This window comes from Mesorhizobium sp. B2-8-9, assembly GCF_006439475.1.
Classification (GTDB): Bacteria; Pseudomonadota; Alphaproteobacteria; order Rhizobiales; family Rhizobiaceae; genus Mesorhizobium.
In genome coordinates this window covers 106,378-130,056 of the sequence record NZ_VFTQ01000018.1, presented here as the reverse complement: position 1 = coordinate 130,056, position 23,679 = coordinate 106,378, and the positions used below count along the sequence as shown (strand labels likewise).

The window sequence follows — 23,679 nt, the reverse complement described above, 5'->3', positions numbered from 1 at the left end:
GAGTAGGGGAGTAGGGGAGTAGGGGAGTGTTCAGCCACGATCCGCATTCACATTTCCACCCCCAGTCGCTATCGCTCCATAATTTTCCCCTACTCCCCTACTACCATATTCCCCTACTCCCTTAGGACGGCCACGATGCAACTCACCCTCGCCCAGGCAACAGGCCTATGCCGGATGGCGGCGCTTGGCGCCGGCGCCAATGAGGAGGCGGCGCAGTCGCTGACAGCCTCGATCATCGCCGCGGAGGCCGAAGGCCTGTCGACGGTGGGGCTGTCGCATTTCATCGACTATCTGGAAGCGCTCGAAGCCGGCCGCATCGACGGCAACGCCGATCCGGCGATCACGCGGCCGGCGCTCGCCGTCTATCTTTCGGATGCGCGCGGCGGACTTGCCCATATCGGCTTCGACCGCACAATCGACGACCTGGTCAAGGCGGCAAAACTGTTCGGCGTCTCGATCTTCTCGCAGAAGAACGCCTATACATGCGGGGCGCTCGGCTATTTCACCGGTCGGCTGGCGGAACAGGGGCTGGTGTCCTTCGCTGCCACCAACGGACCGGCAGTGCTTGCCGGCTCAGGCTCGGTCAAGCCGGTCTATTGCACCAATCCGATGTCCTTTGCGTCGCCCGCCGCAGACGGGCCGCCGCTGGTCATCGACCAGTCGTCGAGCGCGACCGCCTTCGTCAATATCCGCAAGGCGGCCGAGGACGGCAAGAAGATCCCCGAAGGCTGGGCGCTGGATGCCAGCGGCAACCCGACCACCGATCCGGCGGCGGCGATGAAGGGCGCCATGCTTGCCTTTGGCGGCCAGCGCGGCGCCAACATCGCTTTAATGGTCGAGGTGCTGGCCGCGGGCATTTCCGGCGCCAACTGGTCGCTCGACGCGCCCTGGTTCACCCATGGGGCGGAGAGCCCCGGCACCGGCCTTTTCGTTCTGGCCATCGAGCCAAAGCTGCTCGACCCGAATTTCGAGCGGCGCATGAAGTACCAGCTCGAGCGGTTGCGGCGGCGCTATGGCGTGCATATCCCCGGCCGCTCGCGCGCTGACGCCGCCGAGAAGGCAAAGGCGCGCGGCATCACCACGTCCAGGGCAGTGGTGCAGCGCATTTCGGAATTCGCCGAGCGTTATTCGGCCTGATTTTCCCTCCGCGATTGAACTTTTTTCGACGTGACACGACCCATATCCGGCACCCCACGCCGCGAGCCGCCCGATTGGCTTCGTCCGGCTTGCGGCTGGCGGCGCCGCGCCGAGCGTTCAGTCCGGGGCGTGCGTGCTTGCTTCACGCCACCTTGATGCCGTCTCAGGTCAGGCCGCCTCGTTGGACCCTGCTTCGGTGTGGACACTGCCCGGAAAACCCCGCTTCGGCGGGGTTTTCTGTTCTCTCCAAATGCGGCGGGACAGGCATTCCGGGCAAGTTCAAAAACAAGCCGACGGCGACTTCCGGTCGCTCTTTGCCTTTGGCGAGAAACGGATTAAGAAACGGCTTCAGCCAAGCATTTGCGCGCGGAGCCACTCATGACCGAAATCCTGCAGACCCCCAAGCTCGTCGTCGTCTTCGGCGGCTCGGGCTTCGTCGGTCGCCATGTCGTGCGGGCGCTGGCCAAGCGCGGCTACCGCATCCGGGTCGCCTGCCGGCGGCCCGACCTTGCCGGCCATGTGCAGCCGCTCGGCAATGTCGGCCAGATTCAACCCGTGCAGGCCAATGTGCGCGTGCGCTGGTCGGTCGACCGCGCCGTGCAAGGCGCCGACCATGTCGTCAACCTGGTCGCCATCCTGCATGAGACCGGCCGCCAGAAATTTGGCGCCGTGCACGAGTTCGGCGCGCGCGCCGTCGCCGAGGCCGCACGCTCGGTCGGCGCCGGCCTCACCCAGATCTCGGCGCTCGGCGCCGATCTCAATTCGCCGTCCAACTACGCCCGCACCAAGGCGCTGGGCGAAAGGGCAGTGTTCGAGACGATTCAGGATGCCGTCATATTCCGGCCGTCGATCAATTTCGGACCGGAGGACCGCTTCTTCAACCGCTTCGCCGGCATGGCGCGCCTCTCGCCCGTCCTGCCGCTGATCGGCGGCGGGCAGAATAAGCTGCAGCCGGTCTATGTCGGAGACGTCGCAGAAGCGATCGCGCGCTCGGTCGACGGCAAGGTCAAGGGCGGCCAGATCTACGAGCTCGGCGGCCCGCAGGTGCTGACCTTCAAGGAATGCATGGAAGAGCTGCTCGCGGTCATCGACCGCCGGCGGTTGCTGGTGCCGGTACCGTGGTGGGTGGCGAACATCCAGGCGTCGATCCTGCAGCTGTTACCCAATCCGCTCCTGACCAAGGACCAGGTGCTGCAGCTGCGCGAGCACAATGTCGTCTCGGACGAAGCCGCCAAGGCCGCCAGGACGCTTGCCGGCCTCGGCATCCAGCCGCAGGCGATCGCCACCATCCTGCCCAGCTATCTCTGGCGCTTCCGCGCCGCCGGCCAGTTCCAGCAGCGCCGGCCGATCGCCGATCGGTAACCAGCCGCTTCAAGCCCGGCGGGAGACCTGCATCGGCAGGCCGCCCTGCGGCTGCGTGGTGAGTTTCTGCACCGGCCAAGGTCGGGTCTGCGATGTCGCATCGAAGCGGAAGCGCGACAACAGGATCGCCAGAGCGATGATCGCTTCCTGCATGGCGAAGCTTGCACCGATGCAGACGCGCGGCCCGGCGCCGAAGGGCAGGTACTGGAAGCGGTCGATCCTGTCGCGGTTTTCGGGATGGAAACGCTCCGGCAGGAAGGCGTCCGGCCTGTCCCACAGCTTGCGGTGGCGATGCACCACCCAGGGCATCACCAGCACGGCGGCGTATTTCGGAATGTATAAGCCGTTCCAGGTCTCCGGTTCGATCGGCTCGCGGTTGATCGAAGGCGCAGGCGGATAGAGCCTGAGCGCCTCCTCGAAAGCGGCGCGGGTGAGCGGCATGGCATCCAGCCACCTGGTCGGATCGGGTTCGCGCGCCAGCACGGCGTCGATCTCCTGCTCGATCTTGTCGCGTTCCCAGGGCGCCCCGGCGAGGCAATAAATCGTCCAGCCCAGCGCCCGCGCGGTCGTCTCATGGCCGGCGCCGATGAAGGTGATGATGTTGTCCTCGACCTCGGCGCGGGTCAGCCCGTCCGGCCCCTCGGCGCGCAGCAGAAGCGTGAGAAAATCCTGCGGCACGCCGTCGGGATCGCGCTTCAGCCGCTCCTCGCGCATCTTCACTGTGTTGGCCACGATATTGCGGAAATAGGCCATCGTCTTGCGGCCGCGGATGCGGGTTAGCCGCGGCAGCCATTCCGGCGCGCGCAGAAGGTCAAGCGGGTCGACACGGCCCATCGTTTCGAACAGCCGGTCGATCTCCTTGGCGAAGCTGCCGGGCTCGCCGGCAATCTCGCCGGAAAACAGCGTTTCGGCGAGGATGTCGTAGGTGAGCAGCGTCATGTCATGCGCGACATCGGTCATGCCGCCGGCCTCGTAGCGGGTGACGAAAATCCAGCGTGCGTCTCAGCATCGGCCCGGCGAAGCCGAAGATGTGGCGCGGTGTGAACACCGGCGCCATCGCCTTGCGCGAGCGCCTCCACACCTCGCCTTCGGCGGTCAGCAGCCCGTCGCGCAGGATCGGGCGCAGGATCAGCTGGCGCACAGTCGCCATCTTGTAATTCCTGGCGTTATCGATCAGCACATGGCGGATGAGGCCGGGATCGTTGGCGATGACCAGAGGGCCGCCGATGCCGGTCACCGAGATCCAGGGCTCGTTGTAGGTATGCTCGCCCCACAGCTCGAGCGGATTGCGGTAGACGATGCGCATCATCTCCAGCGTCGAAGGCGGCGTTGTGCGCGGCGTCGGCGCCGGCGGCACGAAAGGGGCGGGCTTGGTGTCCATGAAGCATGCTCCGCTGACAGCCGAATGTAGTGTCCGACGAGGCGGGCGTCCATCTGGCCGAGCAGGTCCGCGATCGTCACCAAATACGGCTCGCGTCAGCCGGCTTGCCGGTCCGTCGGCTCGGGGTGAATGAAAGGCTTCTCGCCAAGCCGGCAAAATGGCCGCAAACCTTGGAAAACCAGCCGTTTGCGCCTATATCTAGGACATCAAAACGGCGCGATTCGGGGTGACTTTCCCGTGCCGGACCATCGACATCAATCAGACAGGTATTCATGAGCGACCAGACCGAAAGCGCCATTGGCGTGGAAGCCGAGTACGGCGCCGATTCCATCAAGGTTTTGAAGGGGTTGGATGCCGTTCGCAAGCGTCCAGGCATGTATATCGGCGATACCGATGACGGCTCGGGCCTGCATCACATGGTCTATGAGGTGGTGGACAACGCCATCGACGAGGCGCTGGCGGGCCATGCCGACCTCGTCTCGGTGACGCTCAACCCCGATGGTTCCGTCACCGTGATCGACAATGGCCGCGGCATTCCGACCGACATCCACTCCTCAGAGGGTGTTTCGGCGGCGGAAGTGATCATGACGCAGCTGCATGCCGGCGGCAAATTCGACCAGAACTCCTACAAGGTTTCCGGCGGTCTGCACGGCGTCGGCGTCTCGGTGGTCAACGCGCTTTCCGCATGGCTCAAGCTCAAGATCCGCCGCAACGGCGAAATCTTCGAGATGAGCTTCACGCATGGCAATGCCGACGCGCCGTTGAAGGTGACGGGCACATATGAGCAGAACAAACAGCCCGGCACCTATGAGGGCCGCAGCGGCAGCGAGATCACCTTCTTCCCGTCGGCCGAGACCTTCACCATGGTCGAATTCGACTATGGCACGCTGGAGCACCGGCTGCGCGAGCTCGCCTTCCTCAATTCCGGCGTGCGCATCGTGCTGACCGACGCGCGTCATGCCGACCTGGTGCGCCACGAGCTGCATTACGACGGCGGCCTGGAAGAGTTCGTCAAATATCTCGACCGGGTGAAGAAGCCGCTGATCGAAACGCCGATCGCCATCCGCGCCGAGCGCGACGGCATCACCGTGGAAGTCGCGATGTGGTGGAACGACAGCTACCACGAGAACGTGCTGGCTTTCACCAACAACATCCCGCAGCGCGACGGCGGCACGCATCTGGCGGGCTTCCGCGCGGCGCTGACCAGGCAGATCACCGGCTATGGCGAATCGTCCGGCCAGACCAAGAAGGAAAAGGTCTCGCTGACCGGCGACGACTGCCGCGAAGGCCTGACCGCCGTTCTATCGGTCAAGGTGCCGGACCCGAAATTCTCCTCGCAGACCAAGGACAAGCTGGTTTCGTCCGAGGTCCGCCCGGTGGTGGAAAGCCTGGTCAACGAGGCGCTGGGCACCTGGCTGGAAGAGCATCCGAGCGAAGGCAAGGTGGTGGTCGAGAAGGTGATCCAGGCGGCGGCCGCGCGCGAGGCCGCGCGCAAGGCGCGCGACATCACCCGCAAGAGCTCGCTCGGCGTCACCTCGCTGCCCGGCAAGCTCGCCGACTGCCAGGAGCGCGATCCGGCGAAGTCGGAAATCTTCATTGTCGAGGGCGATTCGGCCGGCGGCTCGGCCAAGGGCGGACGCTCGCGCCAGAACCAGGCGATCCTGCCGCTGCGCGGCAAGATCCTCAATGTCGAACGGGCGCGCTTCGACCGCATGCTGTCTTCAGACATGATCGGCACGCTGATCACCGCGCTCGGCACCTCGATCGGCAAGGACGAGTTCAATGCCGACAAGCTGCGCTACCACAAGATCATCCTGATGACGGACGCCGACGTCGACGGCGCCCACATCCGCACGCTGTTGCTCACCTTCTTCTTCCGGCAGATGCCGGAGCTGATCGAGCGCGGCCATCTCTACATCGCCCAGCCGCCGCTCTACAAAGTGACGCGGGGCAAGAGCTCGCAATATCTCAAGGACGAAAGCGCCTATGAGGAATATCTGATCGGGTCCGGACTGGATGAGGCCTCGCTGGTGCTGGCCTCCGGCGAGGTACGGACGGGACAGGACCTGCGCGCCTCGGTCGACGATGCGCTCTCGGTGCGCCAGCTGATCAACGGGCTGCACACGCGCTATAACCGCAGCGTCGTCGAGCAGGCGGCGATCGCCGGCGCGCTCAATCCCGACGTGCTTGCCGATCTGGGCCGCGCCAACACCATGGCCGAGCGCGTCGCGAAGCGGCTCGACATGATCGCCGAGGAGACCGAGCGCGGCTGGACCGGCAGGCTGTCGACCTCCAATGACGGTTCGGGCGGCTATGTGTTCGAGCGCACCGTGCGCGGCGTGAAGGATGTGGTCCAGCTCGACGCCGGGTTGATCAATTCGGCCGATGCGCGCCAGCTCGACCGCTACGCAGCGCGCCTGGCGGAAGTCTATGGCGAGCAGCCTGCCTTGCGTCGGAAAGAGACCTCGGAGCTGCTTTCGGGGCCGCTGGCGCTGCTCAACGCAGTGTTCGCTTCAGGCCGCAAGGGCCTCACCATGCAGCGCTATAAGGGCCTCGGCGAGATGAATGCCGAGCAGCTCTGGGAAACCACGCTGGACCCGAACGTGCGCTCGCTGCTGCAGGTCAAGGTCAACGACGCGACCGACGCAGATTCGCTGTTCTCGCGGCTGATGGGCGACGAGGTGGAACCACGCCGCGAGTTCATCCAGGACAATGCGCTGTCGGTGGCCAATCTGGATATTTGAGCGTACCTTACGCATTCAAAAGGAAAGGCCCGGCAGATGCCGGGCCTTTCCTTTTGATGCCTGCCATGACGCTCAGTGATCCATCGCCTTGACGATTTCCTCGGTCATCTTCTTGGCGTCGCCGAGCAGCATCATGGTGCCGTCCTTGTAGAACAGCGTGTTGTCGATGCCGGCATAGCCGGAGCCGAGCGAGCGCTTGACGAACAGGCAGGTGCGGGCCTTGTCGACGTCGAGGATCGGCATGCCGTAGATCGGGGAGGACTTGTCGTCGCGCGCGGACGGGTTGGTGACGTCGTTGGCGCCGATGACATAGGCGACGTCGGCCTGCGCGAATTCCGAGTTGATGTCCTCGAGCTCGAACACCTCGTCATAGGGCACGTTGGCCTCGGCCAGGAGGACGTTCATGTGGCCGGGCATGCGGCCGGCGACCGGGTGGATGGCGTATTTGACCTCGACGCCATTGGCCTTGAGCTTGTCGGCCATTTCGCGCAGCGCGTGCTGCGCCTGGGCGACCGCCATGCCGTAGCCCGGCACGATGATGACCTTCTGCGCGTTCATCATCAGGTAAGCCGCGTCGTCGGCCGAGCCCTGCTTGACGGTGCGCTCGATGCCGTCGCTGGCCACGGCAGCGGTCTCGCCGCCAAAGCCGCCGAGGATGACCGAGACGAAGCTCCGGTTCATGCCCTTGCACATGATGTAGGACAGGATGGCGCCCGACGAGCCGACCAGCGCGCCGGTGATGATCAGCGCCAGGTTGCCGAGGGTGAAGCCGAGAGCCGCCGCCGCCCAGCCGGAATAGGAGTTCAGCATCGACACCACGACCGGCATATCGGCGCCGCCGATCGGGATGATCAAGAGCACGCCGAGGACCAGCGAGGCGGCGACGATCAGCCAGAAGACGAGCTTGGATTCCGTGGTGACGAGCAGCACGATCAGCACCACCAGGGCGATACCGAGCGCGATGTTGATCAGGTGACGGCCGCCGATCATGATCGGCTTGCCGGACATGCGTCCGTCGAGCTTCAGGAAGGCGATGACCGAGCCGGTGAAGGTGATGGCGCCGATGGCGACGCCCAGGCTCATTTCGACCAGCGCCTGGGCGTGGATGTCGCCCGCCGTGCCGATGCCGAAACTTTCCGGCGCGTAGATGGCGGCAGCCGCCACCATCACGGCGGCGAAGCCGACGAGGCTGTGGAAGGCGGCGACCAGCTGCGGCATCGAGGTCATGGCGATGCGACGCGCGGTGACCGCGCCGATGCCGCCGCCAATGGCGAGACCGAGCACGATCAGGCCGAAGCGGCCGGCCGAAGGCAGCGCCAGCGCCAGCGTTGTGGCGATGGCGATGCCCATGCCGATCATGCCGTAAAGATTGCCCTGGCGGCTGGTGGTCGGGTGCGACAGGCCGCGCAGCGCCAGGATGAACAGGATGCCGGAGACGAGATAGAGGAAGGAAGCGAAGTTGGCGTTCACGTCACTTTTCCTTCTTCTTGTACATGGCGAGCATGCGCTGGGTGACGAGGAAGCCGCCGAAGATGTTGACCGAGACCAGCACCAGCGCGACGAAGCCGAAGCCCGCGGCCAAGCCGGAAGCGGCGATGCCGACGGCGAGCAGCGCGCCGACGACGATGACCGAGGAGATGGCGTTGGTGACGGCCATCAGCGGCGTGTGCAACGCCGGCGTCACCGACCAGACGACATAATAGCCGACGAAGATCGCCAGCACGAAGATGGCGAAGCGGAAGACGAAGGGATCGATGGCGCCACCCGAAAGCGCGTGCGCGGCATTACCGGCAGCCTCGCCTGCGGGCGCGTTGGCAAGGTCCTGCACGGCAAGGCGGACGGCGGCGGTCGCCTGATCGAGCTGATCGAGAGCTTTCTGCAGCTGTTCCATCACGCGGTCCCTTCAGACTTAGACGAGGGCGACTTGGCTGCGGCGGGTTTCTTCGCCGCGATCTTCTTCGCAGCAGGCTTGTCGAAGGCGTCAGCGACGATGGTCGTCGCGGGAATGGCAGCCGGCTCGGTGCGCGGCTCTTCCGCCGCCTTGGCGAAGGCAGGATGCACGACTTTGCCGCCATCGGTCAGCATCGTGGCCTTGACCAACTCGTCGTCGCGCTTGATCGAAAACTGTTTCGCCGCCTTGTCGACCATCGTCTCGAGGAAGGCGTAGAGATTCTTGGCGTAGAGCAGCGAGGCGGATGCAGCAACACGACCGGGCACGTTGAGATGGCCGACGATCTTGACGCCGTTTTCTGTCGTCACGACCTTGCCGGGCACCGCGCCCTCGACATTGCCACCGCGCTCGACCGCCAGGTCGACGATCACCGATCCTGGCTTCATCGAGGCAACCATGGCCGCCGAGATGAGCTTCGGCGCCGGACGACCAGGGATCAGGGCAGTGGTGATGACGATGTCCTGCTTGGCGATGTGCTCGGCAGTCAGCGCCGCCTGCTTGGCTTGGTATTCCTTCGACATTTCCTTGGCGTAGCCGCCGGCCGTCTCGGCCGCCTTGAACTCCTCGTCCTCGACCGCCAGGAATTTGGCGCCGAGCGACTGCACCTGCTCCTTCACCGCCGGACGCACGTCTGTAGCGGTGACGATGGCGCCCAGCCGCCGCGCGGTGGCAATGGCCTGCAGGCCGGCGACGCCGACGCCCATGACGAAGGCTTTCGCCGCCGGCACTGTGCCTGCCGCCGTCATCATCATCGGCAGCGCGCGGTCATATTCGGCGGCCGCGTCGATCACCGCCTGGTAGCCGGCGAGGTTGGCCTGCGAGGAAAGCACATCCATCGACTGGGCGCGGGTGATGCGCGGCATGAATTCCATCGAAAAGGCGGTGATGCCGGCCTTGGCCATCGCGGCGACAGCGGCATCGTTGCCGTAAGGATCCATGATGGCGATGACGGCGGCGCCCGGCTTGTAGCCCTTGAGCTCGCCATCCGTCGGCCGGCGCACTTTCAGCACCACATCGGCCTTTTTGGCGTCGGCCGCCGTTCCGATCGCGCCGCCGGCAGCAGTGAAATCCTGGTCGGGAATGCGTGAGCCGAGGCCGGCACCCTTCTCGACGATCACGTCGAAGCCGAGACCCGCCAGGCGCTTGACCGTCTCCGGCGAGGCCGCGACGCGCGGCTCGTTCGGGTCAATCTCGCGAGGGATGAATACGATTTGTCCCACCGGATGATCCTTTCGGCTGGAACCTTGACTGCGCAGGGCGTCGGCCGGACGTCCGGCGACGTCGAGGGCAATGGGCTTGGGAAGTCTACCGCAGAATGAGAGTGCCGACGGCCATGATCAGGATAAACAGGATGGTCGCCGAGAAGAAGCCGCCGACGAAGAAACCGAAGGCCATTGCAATAAGGACGGCGGCACAGAACAGCGAGCCGTATTTGGCAAGACCGAGGAAGCCTTTGTAGGTACGGTCGTGCTCGGCATAGTCCATCTGCGCGCCCAGCTCGACAGGACCGGTCGGCGTGTGATCAGCCATGGAAGTACCCCTTCGAAAATGCCTTCGAGGCACATAGCGAAAAGCCGAACCAAGAGCAATGGCGCTATTGCCGCACAGTCCGCGACAACAGCCTCAAACGAAAGTTGAAATCGAATGCCGCGCGATGTCGACGCGGCCGGCGCGGGATTTCAGCCCGCGAGGTGGGGGAAAAGGCCGAGCAGGCCGACAACGATCAGGTAAAGCGCGACGATGTAGTTGAGGAGCCGAGGCATCACCAGGATCAGCACGCCGGCGATCAGCGAGATCAGCGGCGTCAGCGCGAGCGAGTGGATGGTCATGCGGGATCCTTTCTTATGACAGGCGCGATCGCCCGGGCAGACCGGGCTGCGGAGCTTGTATCGACGCAATTCCGAACGGAAAACCGCTCACACTTTTCCTGGAATTGCTCTGACAACGTCGCCGCCGGCGAAAGGTTCATGGCCTGCATTCAGGCCGCGGCGCGGTAATATTTCGCCGTCGGCAGAATGGTGAGGGGCGTCAGCCGGTTGATGGCCGGATTGCCGAACATCATCCGCTGCTCCATCGGCGTCGATCTGAAGAACGGCAATCGTTTGAGCGTCAGGCGCATGTTTTCGCCGGCCGGGATTTCGAACAGTGCGAGCGGGGGAAGAACGCCCGGAAATACTTTAGCCTCTGTCCTCTGCACGGCCTGAAAGTAACGAACGTAAAAAGCGGAATGCTCCATCTTGACCGGCGTCAGTACCGAGTCCTGGCCAAAATAACAGGAGGCGACCATGGCAATCCTGAGTGTCAGGAAAGGTATCACTCCGGGCGACGGTGCGCTGGCAGGATCGGCTGCGAACCGGGTTCCATCGATGAAGGTTTCTCCGCGCGCAAGCCGCTCCCTCAATATTTCCGGATAGGCATCGACGGAGGGCGAGAACGGGCACTCGCTGGTAATATAATGGAAACGCAGTGTGCTGACCAATTGGCCATAGCAATAGACACCGAACCGGTAGGCGTTGGGCAGATTATCCCAGCGATCCTCGAACATACCGCTCGCGATCGGACCACACATACCTGAGCGCCGATAGGAATTGTAGCGGAGCCGGTATATCGCCTCCTGATCTTCACCCCCGGTGATGAGACGATATTCGACATGATCCAGCAGTTGCATCATGGATCGGTTGAGCGCCGAGTCGATTCTAGCGCTGGCGTCGACCGACGCGCTCTTTCTAGCAACAACCATAGTCTGTCCTCGAATTCCGCTTATAAATAAGCTATTCGAGTTGAAATGAGACACAAGCTGAAAATTCGATATCGCTGGTTTACCGGTTGTTAACCTTAACGGTCGTGAATCGTTCGGGGATCTCATGTGAAAAATGCAGGATCGTGCAGCCGGGTTGTCTGATCCGAACTGGCGGCGATCACCGCGGTGATTCTGAAATCAGGTGCTGCGCGCACCAGGACGTGGCGGATTTAGACAGCGCCCGAGCTGTCATCCTTTCATTGGGTGAACATTCGATCTGTTTTTTGAACGCAATAGCGTTCAGCTGGCTGTCCGTTTGCCGGCGATATACAGATCCGCTGCAAACGGCCACGTGACACTCGACATCGTCTCGATGCCCGACGCGCTGAGCGCGGCGCCGAAGAGGAAGCCCTGCACGAAGTCCGGCTTGACCAGATGGACCAGCGTCTTCAGCTGCTCGAAGGTTTCGACCCCTTCGATGGTGACAGAAAGACCCAGCGTCCGGGACAGGCCGACGATGCCCTTCAGAAGATCGAGCGACTGCCGGTTCTGGTTCAAATCGATCAGGAAGGAGCGATCGATCTTGATCTTGTCGAGCGGCAGCTTGTGCAAATAGCTGAGGCTGGAATAGCCGGTGCCGAAATCGTCGAGCGCAATGCGGACGCCAAGCGTCTTCATCTCTTCGATCAGCTCGCGCGTCAGCGATTTGTCGTCGAGCAAGGCGGTCTCGGTGACCTCGATTTCGAGCCTGTGCGGCGCAAGGCCTGACGCCGCCAGCGCGTCACGAACCTTCTGCACGACATCGCGGTTGCGGAAATCCTTGGCCGAAAGGTTGACCGATACGCTGGTCTGCGTCGGCCATTTGGCGCATTCGGCGCAGGCCGCCTGCAACACGAAAGTACTGATGTCGGCAATGATGCCCATCTCCTCGGCGAGCGGGATGAAGACACTGGGCGAGATCGGGCCGAGATCGGGATGGTCCCAGCGGCAGAGCGCCTCGCAACTGGCGATGCGCATGGTGCTGATGGCCACGATCGGCTGGTAGACGACGCGCAACTCCCTGGCCTGCACGGCATTGCGCAGGTCGGCCTTCATCAGCTGGCGACTGCGGAACGCAGCATCCATTGATGCCTCGAACAGCCGCCAGCTGTTCTTGCCGAGCTCCTTGGCCTTGTAGAGGGCAAGGTCGGCCTTGACGATCATGGCGTCGACATCGGTGTCTTCGACCCTGGACAACACGGCGCCGCCGCTGGCCTGGATGCGTAGGCTGTGACCGGCGACATCCACCTCCCCCTGTAGGTTGACGAAGATCTCGTCGAGCAAATCGCTGAGATGGCTCTCGTCCTCGATGCGGTCGAAGAAGACCATGAACTCGTCGCCGCCGAAACGGCTGACATTGATGCCTGGCCCGGCGACCGCAGCCAGCCGCTCGGCCAAGGCATAGATCAGCCCATCGCCGACCGGATGGCCGAGTGTGTCGTTGACGCTCTTGAAATCGTCGAGGTCGAGCACGGCGAGGCCGCAGAGCCGGTCGCGGTCGCCGGACGCCATGGCTTCGCCGACCAGTTCGTTGAAATAGGCGCGGTTCGGCAGCCCCGTCAAATTGTCGTAGCGCGCCATGAAGCGGATCTTTTCCTCCGCCTCGACGCGGGCCGTCACGTCCTCGAAGGTGATGACGCCCAATTCCTGACTGCCTTCGCGCGCGGAAAATTCATAGTGCTGGCCATTGGCAAGCGAAACCAGCACCTTGCGGTCGCGGCCTTCGCGCAAGGCGCGCGTCAGCTGCGCCTCGATGTAGCGGCAGTCCTTTGGCGCCAGCATGCCGCCGGCAACGCCGCGCATCAGCAGGCTGTGGATCGAGCGCCCGAGCAGCGCCTCGGACGATTTCAGCGACATCAGATGGGCAGCCTCGGCATTGGCCACCGCGACGCGGCCGTCCGGGCCTAGCATGACCAGGCCGTGCGACATGGTGTTGAGCGCGCGGTCGAACCGGCGCGTCAGGTTCCTCGCCTGCTTGTGGCCGATGACCGCGGAGAAGAGCACGTTGCGGACATGGTCAGCGCTGCTGATCGTGACGAACGTCAGTGGGATGATCATCAAGCCGAGGACGACAGAAGCCATATCCATACGCAGGATGAGCGCAAGAGCCGCCGGCCCGACGAGGGTCAATGAAAAAATCTGGACCATGCGCATGGACCCGTAACTTCGCCCGACAACCGTTACCAGGGTCGTCAACGACAACGACACCGACGCCAGTTCACCAAACTGGTCAGGACGCAGGTAGATCGACACGAAGCAGAATGACCCCAATGCGAGGCCCTGCGCGCTGCCTTTGATAATGTAGTTGCGCTCTATCGCTTCTGCCTCTGCGACACTTGCTATGGTGCCGCCCGCTCTATGGAAGCCTTGGATGCTGAAGTACCGCCAGAGGCTGGCCGATAGCAGAACGAAAGCCAAGGCCAGATAAAGCAGATCCTGCGTGCGCAGGTAGACCATGAAACCGACAATCCAGTAGCATACGCCGCCGATCGCCACCATGCCGGCGTTGTCGAACAATGCCCGCACGAACTGGATATAGACGTCCGCCGGGATGCTCTCGGTCTTCGCTCTGCCCATACACTCGGCCCAACACTACGCCTTGTCATGCCACACCCCGCCTTAAGAAAGGCTTAGAACGGCGCGCGGCGACGGTTGCAGAGGGTTGCTATAAGCAGGACGGATAAGGGATTCGGGATTTTGGCGCGGCGTCCAACGCGCCGGCGCGATCATTCCGCCGCCCGAAGCGAAGGCTCCGCGGGGGCTTGCTTCAAACGCTCGATCAAACGCGAGCGCTCGCCCGCCGCCTTGTCGGCGCTGGCCTGCCGGACATGGCCGTAGCCGCGGATAAGCGCCGGCACGGAGGCCAGGGCCGTCGCGGCTTCCATCCTGCCCGGCGCCAGCGCGCCGGCGATCAGCTCGAGATCGGCTTCGTATGCCCTCAGCGACTGCCGCTCGATGCGCCGCTCGGCCGTGTAGCCGAAAAGGTCGAAGGCGGTTCCACGCAGGCCCTTCATCGCCGCCAGCAGCCGAAAGCCCTTCATCATCCACGGGCCGAAGCTCGATTTGCGGGGCTTGCCGTCATTGCCGCGCCGCCCGAGGATCGGCGGCGCGAGATGGAACTCGAGCTTGTCGTAGCTCTGGAACTGCTTGGCGAGGTCGGCGGCGAAAGTGCCGTCGGTGTAGAGCCGCGCCACCTCATACTCGTCCTTGATCGACATCAGCTTGAAGAGGTTCCTGGCGACGGCCTCGGTCACTGCGGTCGAGCCGGGCACGGCCTTGGCTTCGGCGGCGCGCAACGTCGCCACGCGGTCGGCGTAACGCCTGGCATAGGCTGCGTTCTGATAGGCGGTAAGGAAGGCGACACGGCGGGCGATGACATCGTCCAGCGTCTCCGCCGGTCGGGAAGCCGGCTTGTCCGTCTGGCTGACCAGGCCGCGCACGAAATCGGGCTGATGCGCGGCGCGGCGGCCCCAGCGGAAGGCCGCGATGTTCATCGGCACCGCCTCGCCGTTCAATTCTATCGCCTTTTCAACGGCTTCGGCGGAAAGCGGCAGCCCGCCATGCTGGAAGGCGAAGCCGAGCATGAACATGTTGGCGCCCAGCGAATTGCCGAACAAAGCCGTCGCCGTGCGGGTGGCGTCGAAGAAATGCGCCTTGTCGTCGCCGGCCGCCGCCCGGATCGCCTTCTTCAGCCGCTCGATCGGCAGCGAGAAGTCGGCGGACCGGGTGAATTCGCCGGGCATGATCTCGGCGGTGTTGGCGAGGAAGATCGTGTGGCCCTCGCGCACCGCGCCCAGCACCTTCTTGGCGCCGGAGACGACGAGATCGCAGCCGAGCACAAGGTCGGCCTTGCCGGCCGAAACGCGGATGGCATGGATATCCTCGGGCGTCGGGGCGATGCGGACATGGGTGAAGACCGAGCCGCCCTTCTGGGCGAGGCCGGCCATGTCGATCATGCCGCAGCCCTTCCCTTCAAGATGCGCGGCCATGCCGAGCACCGCGCCGACGGTGACAACGCCGGTGCCGCCGACCCCGTCGATGATCCCCGCCCAGCCCTGGGTGCCCATGCGGAATTCAGCCGGCGCGGGCACGCCGTCGAGAGGATCGGCCTTGCCGGCAATGCCCTCTGCCTTCCTGATCTTGCCGCCATGCACGGTGACGAAGGACGGGCAGAAGCCGTTGAGGCAGGAGAAGTCCTTGTTGCAGCTCGACTGGTCGATCCGGCGTTTGCGGCCGAATTCGGTCTCGACCGGCTGGATCGAGACGCAGTTCGACTGGACGCCGCAATCGCCGCAGCCTTCGCAGACCAGTTCGTTGATGAAGACGCGCTTGTCCGGATCGGGGAAGGTGCCGCGCTTGCGGCGCCGGCGTTTCTCGGCGGCGCAGGTCTGGTCGTAGATGAGAATGGAAACGCCTTTGAGCCCACGCAACTCGCGCTGGACGAGATCGAGGTCGTCACGGTGATGGATGCTGACGCCGGCCGGGAAATCGGCCTTGCCGGCATATTTGTCGGGCTCGTCGGTGACGACGGCGATGCGCTCGACGCCCTCGGCGCGCACTTGTCTGGCGATCATGTCGACGGTCAGGCCGCCCTCATGCGGCTGGCCTCCGGTCATGGCGACGGCGTCGTTGTAGAGTATCTTGTAAGTGATGTTGGCGCCGGAGGACAGCGCGAAGCGGATCGCCAGCACGCCGGAATGGTTATAGGTGCCGTCGCCCAGATTCTGGAAGATGTGGTCGCGCTTCGAGAACGGCGCCTGTCCGACCCATTGCGCGCCCTCGCCGCCCATGGCGGTGAAGCCGACCGTATTCCTGTCCATCCACAGCGCCATGAAATGGCAGCCGATGCCGGCGGCGGCGATCGAGCCGTCCGGAACCTTGGTCGAGGAATTGTGCGGGCAGCCGGAGCAGAAGAAAGGCGTGCGCGAGCCGATATCGACAGTGTCGGCGAGCATCGCCTGGAACTGGCGCAGCTTCGCCAGCCGCGTGGCGATTTCTTCCGACGGGCCGATGGTGCGCAGAATCCGTTCGCCGAGCGCGATGGCGATCTCGTTCGGATCGAGCGCGCCCTTGGCCGGAAACAGCCAGTCGCCGCGCTCGTCCTTCTTGCCGACGATCACCGGCTGCGTGGCGGTGCCGTAGAGGTTCTCGCGCAGCTGAACCTCGATCAAAGAGCGCTTTTCCTCGACAACGACGATGGTGTCGAGGCCGCACGCGAACTCGGCGATGTGCTGGAAGTCGAGCGGCCACGGGCAGCCGACCTTGAACAGACGGATGCCGATGCGGTTGGCGGCCGCCTCGTCAATGCCGATATCCTCCAGCGCCTGGCGGACATCGAGATAGCTCTTGCCGATGGTGATGACGCCGAGCTTGGGATTGCGGCCGCCGGAATAGACGATGCGGTTGAGACCATTGGCCTGGATGAAGGCGGAGGCGGCGGCGCGCTTGTACTCGTGCAGCCGCTCTTCCTGGCCGAGCATGTCGATCTCGTGGCGGATGTTGAGGCCGCCCGGCGGCATGTCGAATTCGGGAATGACGATGCCCAGACGCTCGATCGAGGCGTCGACCGAGGCGGTCGATTCGATGTTGTCCTTGACGCATTTGATCGCCGCCCAGGTGCCGGCGAAGCGCGACATTGCAAAGCCGTAGAGGCCGTAGTCGATGATCTCCTGGACGCCTGCCGGGTTGAGGATCGGCACCATGGTGTCGACGAATAGGAATTCGGTGGCATGCGCATTCGTCGAGGATTCGGCCATGTGGTCGTCGCCCATCAGGGCAAGCACGCCGCCGTGCTTGGACGAGCCGGCAAGATTGGCGTGGCGGAAGACGTCTCCGGAACGGTCGACGCCCGGCCCCTTGCCGTACCAGACGGAAAAGACGCCGTCATGCGTGCCCTCGCCCAGCAATTCGGTCTGCTGAGAACCCCAGCAGGCGGTGGCGGCGAGTTCCTCGTTGAGGCCGGGCTGGAAGACGATGTCGGCAGCCGCAAGCTGCTTCTTGGCCCGCCACAGCTGCATGTCGAGGCCCCCCAGCGGCGAGCCGCGATAGCCGGAGACGAAGCCCGCCGTGTTGAGGCCCGCGCGGCGGTCGCGCTCGCGCTGCATCAGAAGCATGCGCACGACCGCCTGGGCGCCGGACAGGAAGACGCGCTCCTTGCCAAGGTCGAACTTGTCGTCGAGCGCGACGTCGTGCAGCGTCATCAGGTATTTCCTCTGCGGAGGCGGCTCAAATCAGGCAGCCAACGTCGGAGTGGGACGCCGCAGTCTTTCTTCCCTTGGCGGAGAGGTCAAACAAAATCGCAGCAGCCAGATAACACGCAACAAACGGTCTGGCGAGTGGCCGACGGCGCATGCAAGACCGCGCTAACCGCTTCCCGAGGAACAAAAATTTCGTGAGCGCTGGGCTTTCAGGTCGCTTTCGAGCAATCCGGCTTCTGCGCATCGGGTAGTCTGCCGTCAGGATGGCCGGCAAGGTCCGGGTTGAGCTCGTATTTCGGGCCGATCACCAGCGGCCGGTCCGGCAGCATCGTCTGATCCTCCGACGAGGTCATGGTCGTGTCGATGCTTTGCAGCAATGTGCCGCTGGCATCCTGGATGCGGATAGAGACTTTGTAAGGCTTGTCCTTGACCACGCAGGAGAGCGGCGGGCTGGTGAGCGTGATATGGGGCAGCTTCGGCCAGATCTTCTGGTTGACGACGAGCGGATCGCCGCCCGCCGGATTCTGGAAGCTCACCACCGCGACCTGGCCGTCGACCATCGGGCGCAGCGGCTTCAGCGTGATGACATAGGTGGCGATGGCGAGCCGGTAATTGAATTCGAACAGCTTGCCGGAGATGGCGAAGAGCTGGTCGTTGCCGGTGTCGCGGCACGCGCCGAGCGCGAATGCAGCGATCAAGGCGACGCCGACCAGAGCCGAACGCGACAATTTCCTAAGCATTGCTGACCTCCCTCGCCGCTGTGCGGCGGCGGTAATAGCGGTTTGCCTTCTGGCGGTTGCCGCAAACCGCCATGTCGCACCAGAGGCGACTGGCGTTGCGGCTGCGGTCGACGAACAGCCAGCTGCAATTGGGACAGATCCTCAGCCTCGCCACCGTTTCGTCGCGCAGCAGCGACAGCGCCGAGACGGCCAAAGCCGCCTCGAAGGCGATCGGCGTTTGCGGATCGCCGAAAGGCTGGCCCGGCACCCCGATCTCGGTCGCGCTGCCGGACAGCCCGCCGGCGCAGGCCGTGAGGAAGTCCGGCAAGTGGCTGGTCGCAATCGCGCCGTTCGATACGGCATGACGAAACAGGCGGTCGGTCGCTTCGCGAATCGAGACGACGGCTGGCTTTATCTCGCCCGGCTCCGGCGCCTGCAGCCTTCGGCCGCCGAGCTCGGCCGCGCGAAAGCCGCTCGCCGCCTCGGCGAAGCGGGCGATCTCGGCCGGATCGTCAAAACGGTCAAAGGACTTTTGCGGATCGTTGCGCAGCACGACGGTGTTCGCCGTGTCGAGCGCAAGGATGCCGCCGGTGAAGCGGTGCGGGGTCCAGGAAACCGTCATGACAGAAATCTAACCGATAAAACGCATTTGACAAGTTAGATTCCGAGTGCAACGGTCCGGCGGGGTCGCGTCATACGACCTGTAGGATATCGCATGCTCTATTTCTTCCAGCAGGTGCTGAACGGGCTGCATTCGGGCGCGCTCTATGCGCTGCTCGCCTTCGGCTATGTGCTGACCAACGGCATCCTGCATCGCACCAACCTGGCTTACGGCGCGCTGTTCGCCTTCTGCGGCCAGACGATGATCCTGACCGCCGCCTTCGGCTATCAGGCGCTGTGGCTGACGCTGGCCGCCGCGGTAATGCTCGGCGTCGCCGCCGCCGTGCTTTATGCCGCGCTGATCAGTCATGTCCTGTCGCGCAGCGTTTTCGAGAGGCTCGCCGACCGCTCGCCCAACGCCATCGTGGTGACGACGCTCGGCATTCTCATCTTCCTGTCGGAAGCGAGCCGCATCGCGGCCGATACGCATGACCTGTGGCTGCCGCCGATGCTCGCCAACCCCGTCATCTTTGCCCAGGGTGAGGGCTTCAAGGTGACGCTCACGGTGATCCAGCTGCTCGATTGCGCTTGTATCATCGCGGTGGTGGCGCTGGCGGCCTGGCTGTTCTCGCATTCGCATTTCGGCCGCGCCTGGCGCGCCGTCTCCGACGACCCGAAAGCGGCGGCGATGTGCGGCATCGACGTCACCGCCGTGTTCCGCCGCGCCGTGCTGTTCAGCGGCTTTTGCGCCGCGCTGGCCGGCGTGCTTGCTGGTCTCTATTATGGCAATGTCTCCTTTGGCACCGGGCTGGTCTACGGCCTCAAGATCCTGTTCGTGACGGCGGTCGGCGGCTATCTGTCGCCGCTCAAGGCGGCGCTTGGTGCCGCGGCCTTCGGTATGGCGGAATCGCTCTGGGCCGGCTATTTCCCGCTCGAATGGCGCGACGCCTGGATCTATCTCTTCCTCGTCGCCATGCTGGTGCTGATCGGCGCCGGGCGCGACCAGGCCAAGATCGCCTGAGCTCCCAGACTTTGGTTGCATGACGTTGCGTCATGCGGCGGCATTCCGCCTCTGCGCGGCTTGCCGATCTGTTTGCCGTCGCTTTGTCATGTTGACCTGCCGGACCACGCACTGCATATCGTTGGGCCAAGCGGCGCGACACCGGAGGGGGAATCGGGCGCGCTGCCGGTACCAGGGAGGACTATGCATGGCAGGGCTGCTCGCTCTATCCAGGACGATCGACCGCATCAATGAGTTCACCGGCCGCTGGGTGTCGTGGCTGATCCTGCTCGCGATCCTGGTGAGCGCCGGCAACGCCGTCATCCGCAAGGTGTTCGACATCTCCTCCAACGCCTGGCTGGAGCTGCAGTGGTACCTGTTCGGGGCCGCCTTCATGCTGGCCGCCGCCTACACGCTGAAACAGAACGACCATATCCGCATCGACATTGTCTACGGCATGTTCTCGCGCCGTGTGCAGCACTGGATCGACCTCTTCGGCCATCTCTTTTTCCTGATGCCGTTCGTGGTGCTGATGGTGATCTATTTCGTGCCTTACGTGTCGCTTTCCTTCCGCAGCGGCGAGATGTCGACCAATGCCGGCGGCCTGATCGTGTGGCCGGCCAAGGCCATCCTGCTGGTCGGCTTCTTCCTGCTCGCGCTGCAAGGGATTTCCGAAATCATCAAGAAGATCGCCATCATGCGTGGCGACATGGACGATCCCACTCCTTTTATCTCGGCCCATGAGCAGGCCGAGCTCGAGGCCAAGGCGCTGGCCGAGGAAGCCAAGGCGCACGCGGGCGAGGTGCGCTCGTGATCGAATTCATCGCGCAGAACATGGCGCCTATCATGTTCGCCTCGCTGGTCATCTTCCTGTTGATCGGCTACCCCGTAGCCTTCTCGCTCGCCGCCAACGGGCTGATGTTCTTCTTCATCGGTGTCGTACTGTCGCCCTATTCCGGCGGGTCGATCAACCTTGCCTGGCCGCTGCTGCATGCGCTTCCCGACAATTTTTACGGCACCAGGGTGATGTCGAACGACACGCTCTTGGCGATACCATTCTTCACCTTCATGGGTATCGTGCTGGAGCGCTCCGGCATGGCCGAGGATCTGCTCGACACGATCGGGCAGCTGTTCGGGCCGATCCGCGGCGGGCTTGCCTATGCGGTGATCTTCGTCGGTGCGCTGCTTGCCGCAACGACCGGCGTGGTGGCCGCTTCGGTCATCGCCATGGGCCTGATCTCGCTGCCGATCATGTTGCGCTACGGCTACGACCGGCGCGTGGCCTCGGGCGTCATCGCCGCCTCCGGCACGCTGGCGCAGATCATCCCGCCGTCGCTGGTGCTGATAGTGCTGGCCGACCAGCTGGGACGCTCGGTCGGCGACATGTATGCCGGCGCGTTGATCCCCGGCCTCGTGCTCACCGGCATCTACATGCTCTATATCCTGATCATGTCGATCGTCCGGCCGAACTCGATGCCGGCGCTGCCGCTCGAGGCGCGTACGCTCGGCCACGGCGTGATATCTCTGCTGGTGGCAGTTGTGGTGACGGGCGCGATTTCATACGCGGCCTATCGCTACCTTGCGCCGACCCACGGCGACAATGCCGACATCCTCGGCTTCGCCGTCGGCGTCATCGTCATTTATGTCGTCGCCATCCTCGATCAGCGGCTCCGTATCAACATCATGTCGAAGCTGGCGCAGCAGGTGGTGATCGTGCTGATCCCGCCGCTGGCGCTGATCTTCTTGGTTCTGGGCACGATCTTTCTCGGCATCGCCACGCCGACGGAAGGCGGCGCCATGGGCGCCGTCGGCGCGCTCATCATGGCGGCAATGAAGGGCCGCCTGACGATGGACGTCATCAACCAGGCGCTGGCCTCGACGACCCGGCTTTCCGCCTTTGTGCTGTTCATCCTGATCGGCGCGCGCGTGTTTTCGCTGACCTTCTATGGCGTCAACGGCCATATTTGGGTCGAGCACCTGCTGACATCGCTGCCCGGCGGCGAGACCGGCTTCCTGATCGGCGTCAACATCCTGGTCTTCGTGCTTGCCTTCTTCCTCGATTTCTTCGAGCTCGCCTTCATCATCGTGCCGCTGCTGGCGCCGGCCGCCGACAAGCTCGGCATCGACCTGATCTGGTTCGGCGTGCTGCTCGGCGTCAACATGCAGACCAGTTTCATGCACCCGCCCTTCGGCTTCGCGCTGTTCTACCTGCGCTCGGTCGCGGCCCGCGTGCCCTACCTCGACAGGATCACCGGCAAGCAGATCGCGCCGATCACCACCGGGCAGATCTATTGGGGTGCCGTGCCGTTCGTCCTGATCCAGGTGATCATGATCGGGCTGACCATCGCCTTCCCGCAGATGGTCATGCGCTACAAGGGCGCCGCGGTGGAGCCCAGCACCATCGATCTCAGACTGCCCGACATGCCTTCGCTGTCGCCGCTCGGCACGCCCCCGGCGAACAACAATGGAGCTGCGCCGTCCAATGGCGGCGCTCCGGCGGCACCCGGCACGCCCGACCTGTCGCAGCCGCCGAGCTTCGGCGATGCGCCGGCCAAGCCGGCGGCGCCAGCGCCCGATCTCTCGCAGCCGCCCAAATTCAATTGAGGATACCCATGAGAGCCGTGCGGCTGGAAGCGGTAGGTAAGATCGGGTTGCGCGAGGTCGCAAAACCCGTTCCCGGGCCTGAGGACGTTCTGGTGCGCATCGAGGCCTGCGGCGTCTGCGGCACCGACCGCCACCTCTTCCATGGCGAATTTCCCTGCACGCCGCCGGTGACGCTCGGCCATGAGTTCTCCGGCATCGTCGAAGCGGTCGGCGCGGCGGTGACGGGCATTGCCGTCGGCGACCGCGTCACCGGCGATCCGAACATTGCCTGCGGGCGCTGCGCCCATTGCCATGCCGGCCGCGTCAATCTCTGCAGCAATCTGCGCGCCATCGGCATCCACCGCGACGGCGGCTTCGCCGATTACGTCCTGATGCCGCCAAGCCAAGCCTTCCGACTGCCCGCAAACCTCAAGCCGCCGCATGGCGCTTTCTGCGAGCCGCTCGCCTGCTGCCTGCACGGCGTCGACCTGGCCGCGATCCGGCCGGGCGCATCGGTCGTGGTGCTGGGCGGCGGCGTCATCGGCCTGCTCGTCGTGCAGCTGGCCAAGCTCGCGGGCGCGGCGACCATCATTCTGTCGACCCGGCAGGCTTCGCGGCGCGCGCTCGCCGAGGAACTCGGCGCGACCGCGACGATCGACCCAAGCGCCGGCGACCCGATCGCGGCCGTGGCCGGGCCGAATGGCCTGGCGCCCGGCGGCGTCGACGTGGTGCTGGAATGCGCCGGCGTCCGCGACACGGTCGAGCAGTCGATGCGCATGGCAAAGGCGGGCGGCACGGTGGTGATCGTCGGCGTCGTGCCGCAAGGCATGAAGGTGGAAATCGAGCCGTTCGATCTCTTGTTTCGCGAACTGAAGGTGCTCGGCTCCTTCCTCAACCCGTTCACGCATGGAAGGGCGGCTCATCTGATCGCCTCCGGCGCGATCGAGATCGACCGGCTGATTTCGAAGCAGGTCAGCCTCGAAGAGGCACCGGACGTGATCGCCAATCCGCCGGCGCCGGGCGAGGTCAAGGTGCTGGTGGTGCCGGGCCAAGGCTGATGGCGCAGTTTTCCATCTTGCAACGTTGGCGATTGGCGAAACCGCCGATGAGGGCGCCCCTCTCCCCGTCCCTATACGGGAGAGGATGCCGGCAGGCAGGTGAGGGGCGGCGCCGACGTCGGATGGGTAAGGGTTAGACCCAGATCACGGCTCTAGGCTTTTCAATCG

At 64.3% G+C, this 23,679-nt stretch carries 17 protein-coding genes and 1 pseudogene; 7 read left to right on the top strand and 11 right to left on the bottom strand.

The window, feature by feature from the left end:
* Nucleotides 1-135: 135 nt before the first annotated feature.
* A complete protein-coding gene (locus tag FJ423_RS21320) occupies nt 136-1,137 on the top strand; it encodes an Ldh family oxidoreductase (protein ID WP_140844815.1) in 1,002 nt (333 codons plus the stop codon).
* A 378-nt stretch (nt 1,138-1,515) separates the two neighbouring features.
* On the top strand, nt 1,516-2,499 hold the full coding sequence (locus FJ423_RS21315) for a complex I NDUFA9 subunit family protein (protein WP_140844809.1): 984 nt from the start codon (nt 1,516-1,518) through the stop codon (nt 2,497-2,499).
* 9 nt (nt 2,500-2,508) lie between these two features.
* Here FJ423_RS21315 and FJ423_RS21310 read toward each other — a convergent pair.
* Nucleotides 2,509-3,880 (bottom strand): annotated as a pseudogene (locus FJ423_RS21310) (cytochrome P450).
* A 272-nt stretch (nt 3,881-4,152) separates the two neighbouring features.
* Here FJ423_RS21310 and gyrB point away from each other — a divergent pair.
* Entirely contained in the window at nt 4,153-6,624 is a 2,472-nt protein-coding gene (gyrB, locus tag FJ423_RS21305; RefSeq protein ID WP_140844803.1) for a DNA topoisomerase (ATP-hydrolyzing) subunit B, read from the top strand.
* Between the two features lie 72 nt (nt 6,625-6,696).
* On the opposite strand, the gene FJ423_RS21300 is transcribed toward gyrB, so the two are convergent.
* The 10 genes from FJ423_RS21300 to FJ423_RS21255 all read right to left on the bottom strand — a co-directional run bounded on the left by FJ423_RS21300 (nt 6,697) and on the right by FJ423_RS21255 (nt 18,892).
* Complete coding sequence (locus tag FJ423_RS21300; RefSeq protein ID WP_140844800.1) at nt 6,697-8,094, bottom strand: NAD(P)(+) transhydrogenase (Re/Si-specific) subunit beta; 1,398 nt, start codon at nt 8,092-8,094, stop codon at nt 6,697-6,699.
* Nucleotide 8,095: 1 nt separating this feature from the next.
* Nucleotides 8,096-8,515, bottom strand: a complete 420-nt coding sequence (locus FJ423_RS21295; protein WP_140545871.1) for an NAD(P) transhydrogenase subunit alpha — start codon at nt 8,513-8,515, stop codon at nt 8,096-8,098.
* Nucleotides 8,515-9,795, bottom strand: coding sequence for a Re/Si-specific NAD(P)(+) transhydrogenase subunit alpha (locus FJ423_RS21290; RefSeq protein ID WP_140844798.1), 1,281 nt, complete (start codon nt 9,793-9,795; stop codon nt 8,515-8,517). Before FJ423_RS21290 ends, FJ423_RS21295 begins: the two co-directional genes overlap by 1 nt.
* An 85-nt stretch (nt 9,796-9,880) precedes the next feature.
* Nucleotides 9,881-10,105: an aa3-type cytochrome c oxidase subunit IV gene (locus tag FJ423_RS21285; RefSeq protein WP_095769375.1), complete on the bottom strand. Its 225-nt coding sequence runs from the start codon at nt 10,103-10,105 to the stop codon at nt 9,881-9,883.
* Nucleotides 10,106-10,254: 149 nt separating this feature from the next.
* Complete coding sequence (locus FJ423_RS21280; RefSeq protein WP_023729728.1) at nt 10,255-10,404, bottom strand: DUF3096 domain-containing protein; 150 nt, start codon at nt 10,402-10,404, stop codon at nt 10,255-10,257.
* Between the two features lie 149 nt (nt 10,405-10,553).
* Nucleotides 10,554-11,315 carry a hypothetical protein gene (locus tag FJ423_RS21275; RefSeq protein ID WP_140844796.1) on the bottom strand — a complete coding sequence of 254 codons (762 nt, stop codon included), beginning with the start codon at nt 11,313-11,315 and terminating at the stop codon, nt 10,554-10,556.
* Between the two features lie 300 nt (nt 11,316-11,615).
* Entirely contained in the window at nt 11,616-13,931 is a 2,316-nt protein-coding gene (locus FJ423_RS21270) for an EAL domain-containing protein (protein WP_140844794.1), read from the bottom strand.
* A 149-nt stretch (nt 13,932-14,080) separates the two neighbouring features.
* Nucleotides 14,081-17,554 carry an indolepyruvate ferredoxin oxidoreductase family protein gene (locus FJ423_RS21265; protein WP_140844792.1) on the bottom strand — a complete coding sequence of 1,158 codons (3,474 nt, stop codon included), beginning with the start codon at nt 17,552-17,554 and terminating at the stop codon, nt 14,081-14,083.
* Nucleotides 17,555-17,760: 206 nt separating this feature from the next.
* Nucleotides 17,761-18,291 carry a hypothetical protein gene (locus FJ423_RS21260; protein ID WP_140844790.1) on the bottom strand — a complete coding sequence of 177 codons (531 nt, stop codon included), beginning with the start codon at nt 18,289-18,291 and terminating at the stop codon, nt 17,761-17,763.
* Entirely contained in the window at nt 18,284-18,892 is a 609-nt protein-coding gene (locus FJ423_RS21255; RefSeq protein ID WP_095769381.1) for a CGNR zinc finger domain-containing protein, read from the bottom strand. The genes FJ423_RS21260 and FJ423_RS21255 overlap by 8 nt, the downstream gene beginning before the upstream one ends.
* Before the next feature lie 93 nt (nt 18,893-18,985).
* Here FJ423_RS21255 and FJ423_RS21250 point away from each other — a divergent pair, with 93 nt between their 5' ends.
* The 4 genes from FJ423_RS21250 (at nt 18,986) to FJ423_RS21235 (ending at nt 23,511) form a co-directional block, all read left to right on the top strand.
* Complete coding sequence (locus FJ423_RS21250) at nt 18,986-19,891, top strand: branched-chain amino acid ABC transporter permease (protein WP_140844787.1); 906 nt, start codon at nt 18,986-18,988, stop codon at nt 19,889-19,891.
* 187 nt (nt 19,892-20,078) lie between these two features.
* On the top strand, nt 20,079-20,684 hold the full coding sequence (locus FJ423_RS21245; RefSeq protein ID WP_140844782.1) for a TRAP transporter small permease subunit: 606 nt from the start codon (nt 20,079-20,081) through the stop codon (nt 20,682-20,684).
* Nucleotides 20,684-22,474, top strand: a complete 1,791-nt coding sequence (locus FJ423_RS21240; RefSeq protein ID WP_140844826.1) for a TRAP transporter large permease subunit — start codon at nt 20,684-20,686, stop codon at nt 22,472-22,474. Before FJ423_RS21245 ends, FJ423_RS21240 begins: the two co-directional genes overlap by 1 nt.
* 8 nt (nt 22,475-22,482) lie before the next feature.
* Nucleotides 22,483-23,511 (top strand): zinc-dependent alcohol dehydrogenase family protein, encoded by a 1,029-nt coding sequence (locus tag FJ423_RS21235; RefSeq protein WP_181174862.1) that lies wholly within the window; start codon nt 22,483-22,485, stop codon nt 23,509-23,511.
* Nucleotides 23,512-23,679 lie beyond the last annotated feature (168 nt).

What these genes read in the sequence shown, in the direction of transcription:
- FJ423_RS21320 (WP_140844815.1), top strand. Translation starts at nt 136, where the DNA reads ATGCAACTCACCCTCGCCCAGGCAACAGGCCTATGCCGGATGGCGGCG.
- FJ423_RS21315 (WP_140844809.1), top strand. Translation starts at nt 1,516, where the DNA reads ATGACCGAAATCCTGCAGACCCCCAAGCTCGTCGTCGTCTTCGGCGGC.
- gyrB (WP_140844803.1), top strand. Translation starts at nt 4,153, where the DNA reads ATGAGCGACCAGACCGAAAGCGCCATTGGCGTGGAAGCCGAGTACGGC.
- FJ423_RS21295 (WP_140545871.1), bottom strand. Translation starts at nt 8,515, where the DNA reads ATGGAACAGCTGCAGAAAGCTCTCGATCAGCTCGATCAGGCGACCGCC.
- FJ423_RS21285 (WP_095769375.1), bottom strand. Translation starts at nt 10,105, where the DNA reads ATGGCTGATCACACGCCGACCGGTCCTGTCGAGCTGGGCGCGCAGATG.
- FJ423_RS21280 (WP_023729728.1), bottom strand. Translation starts at nt 10,404, where the DNA reads ATGACCATCCACTCGCTCGCGCTGACGCCGCTGATCTCGCTGATCGCC.
- FJ423_RS21275 (WP_140844796.1), bottom strand. Translation starts at nt 11,315, where the DNA reads ATGGTTGTTGCTAGAAAGAGCGCGTCGGTCGACGCCAGCGCTAGAATC.
- FJ423_RS21270 (WP_140844794.1), bottom strand. Translation starts at nt 13,931, where the DNA reads ATGGGCAGAGCGAAGACCGAGAGCATCCCGGCGGACGTCTATATCCAG.
- FJ423_RS21265 (WP_140844792.1), bottom strand. Translation starts at nt 17,554, where the DNA reads ATGACGCTGCACGACGTCGCGCTCGACGACAAGTTCGACCTTGGCAAG.
- FJ423_RS21260 (WP_140844790.1), bottom strand. Translation starts at nt 18,291, where the DNA reads ATGCTTAGGAAATTGTCGCGTTCGGCTCTGGTCGGCGTCGCCTTGATC.
- FJ423_RS21255 (WP_095769381.1), bottom strand. Translation starts at nt 18,892, where the DNA reads ATGACGGTTTCCTGGACCCCGCACCGCTTCACCGGCGGCATCCTTGCG.
- FJ423_RS21250 (WP_140844787.1), top strand. Translation starts at nt 18,986, where the DNA reads ATGCTCTATTTCTTCCAGCAGGTGCTGAACGGGCTGCATTCGGGCGCG.
- FJ423_RS21245 (WP_140844782.1), top strand. Translation starts at nt 20,079, where the DNA reads ATGGCAGGGCTGCTCGCTCTATCCAGGACGATCGACCGCATCAATGAG.
- FJ423_RS21235 (WP_181174862.1), top strand. Translation starts at nt 22,483, where the DNA reads ATGAGAGCCGTGCGGCTGGAAGCGGTAGGTAAGATCGGGTTGCGCGAG.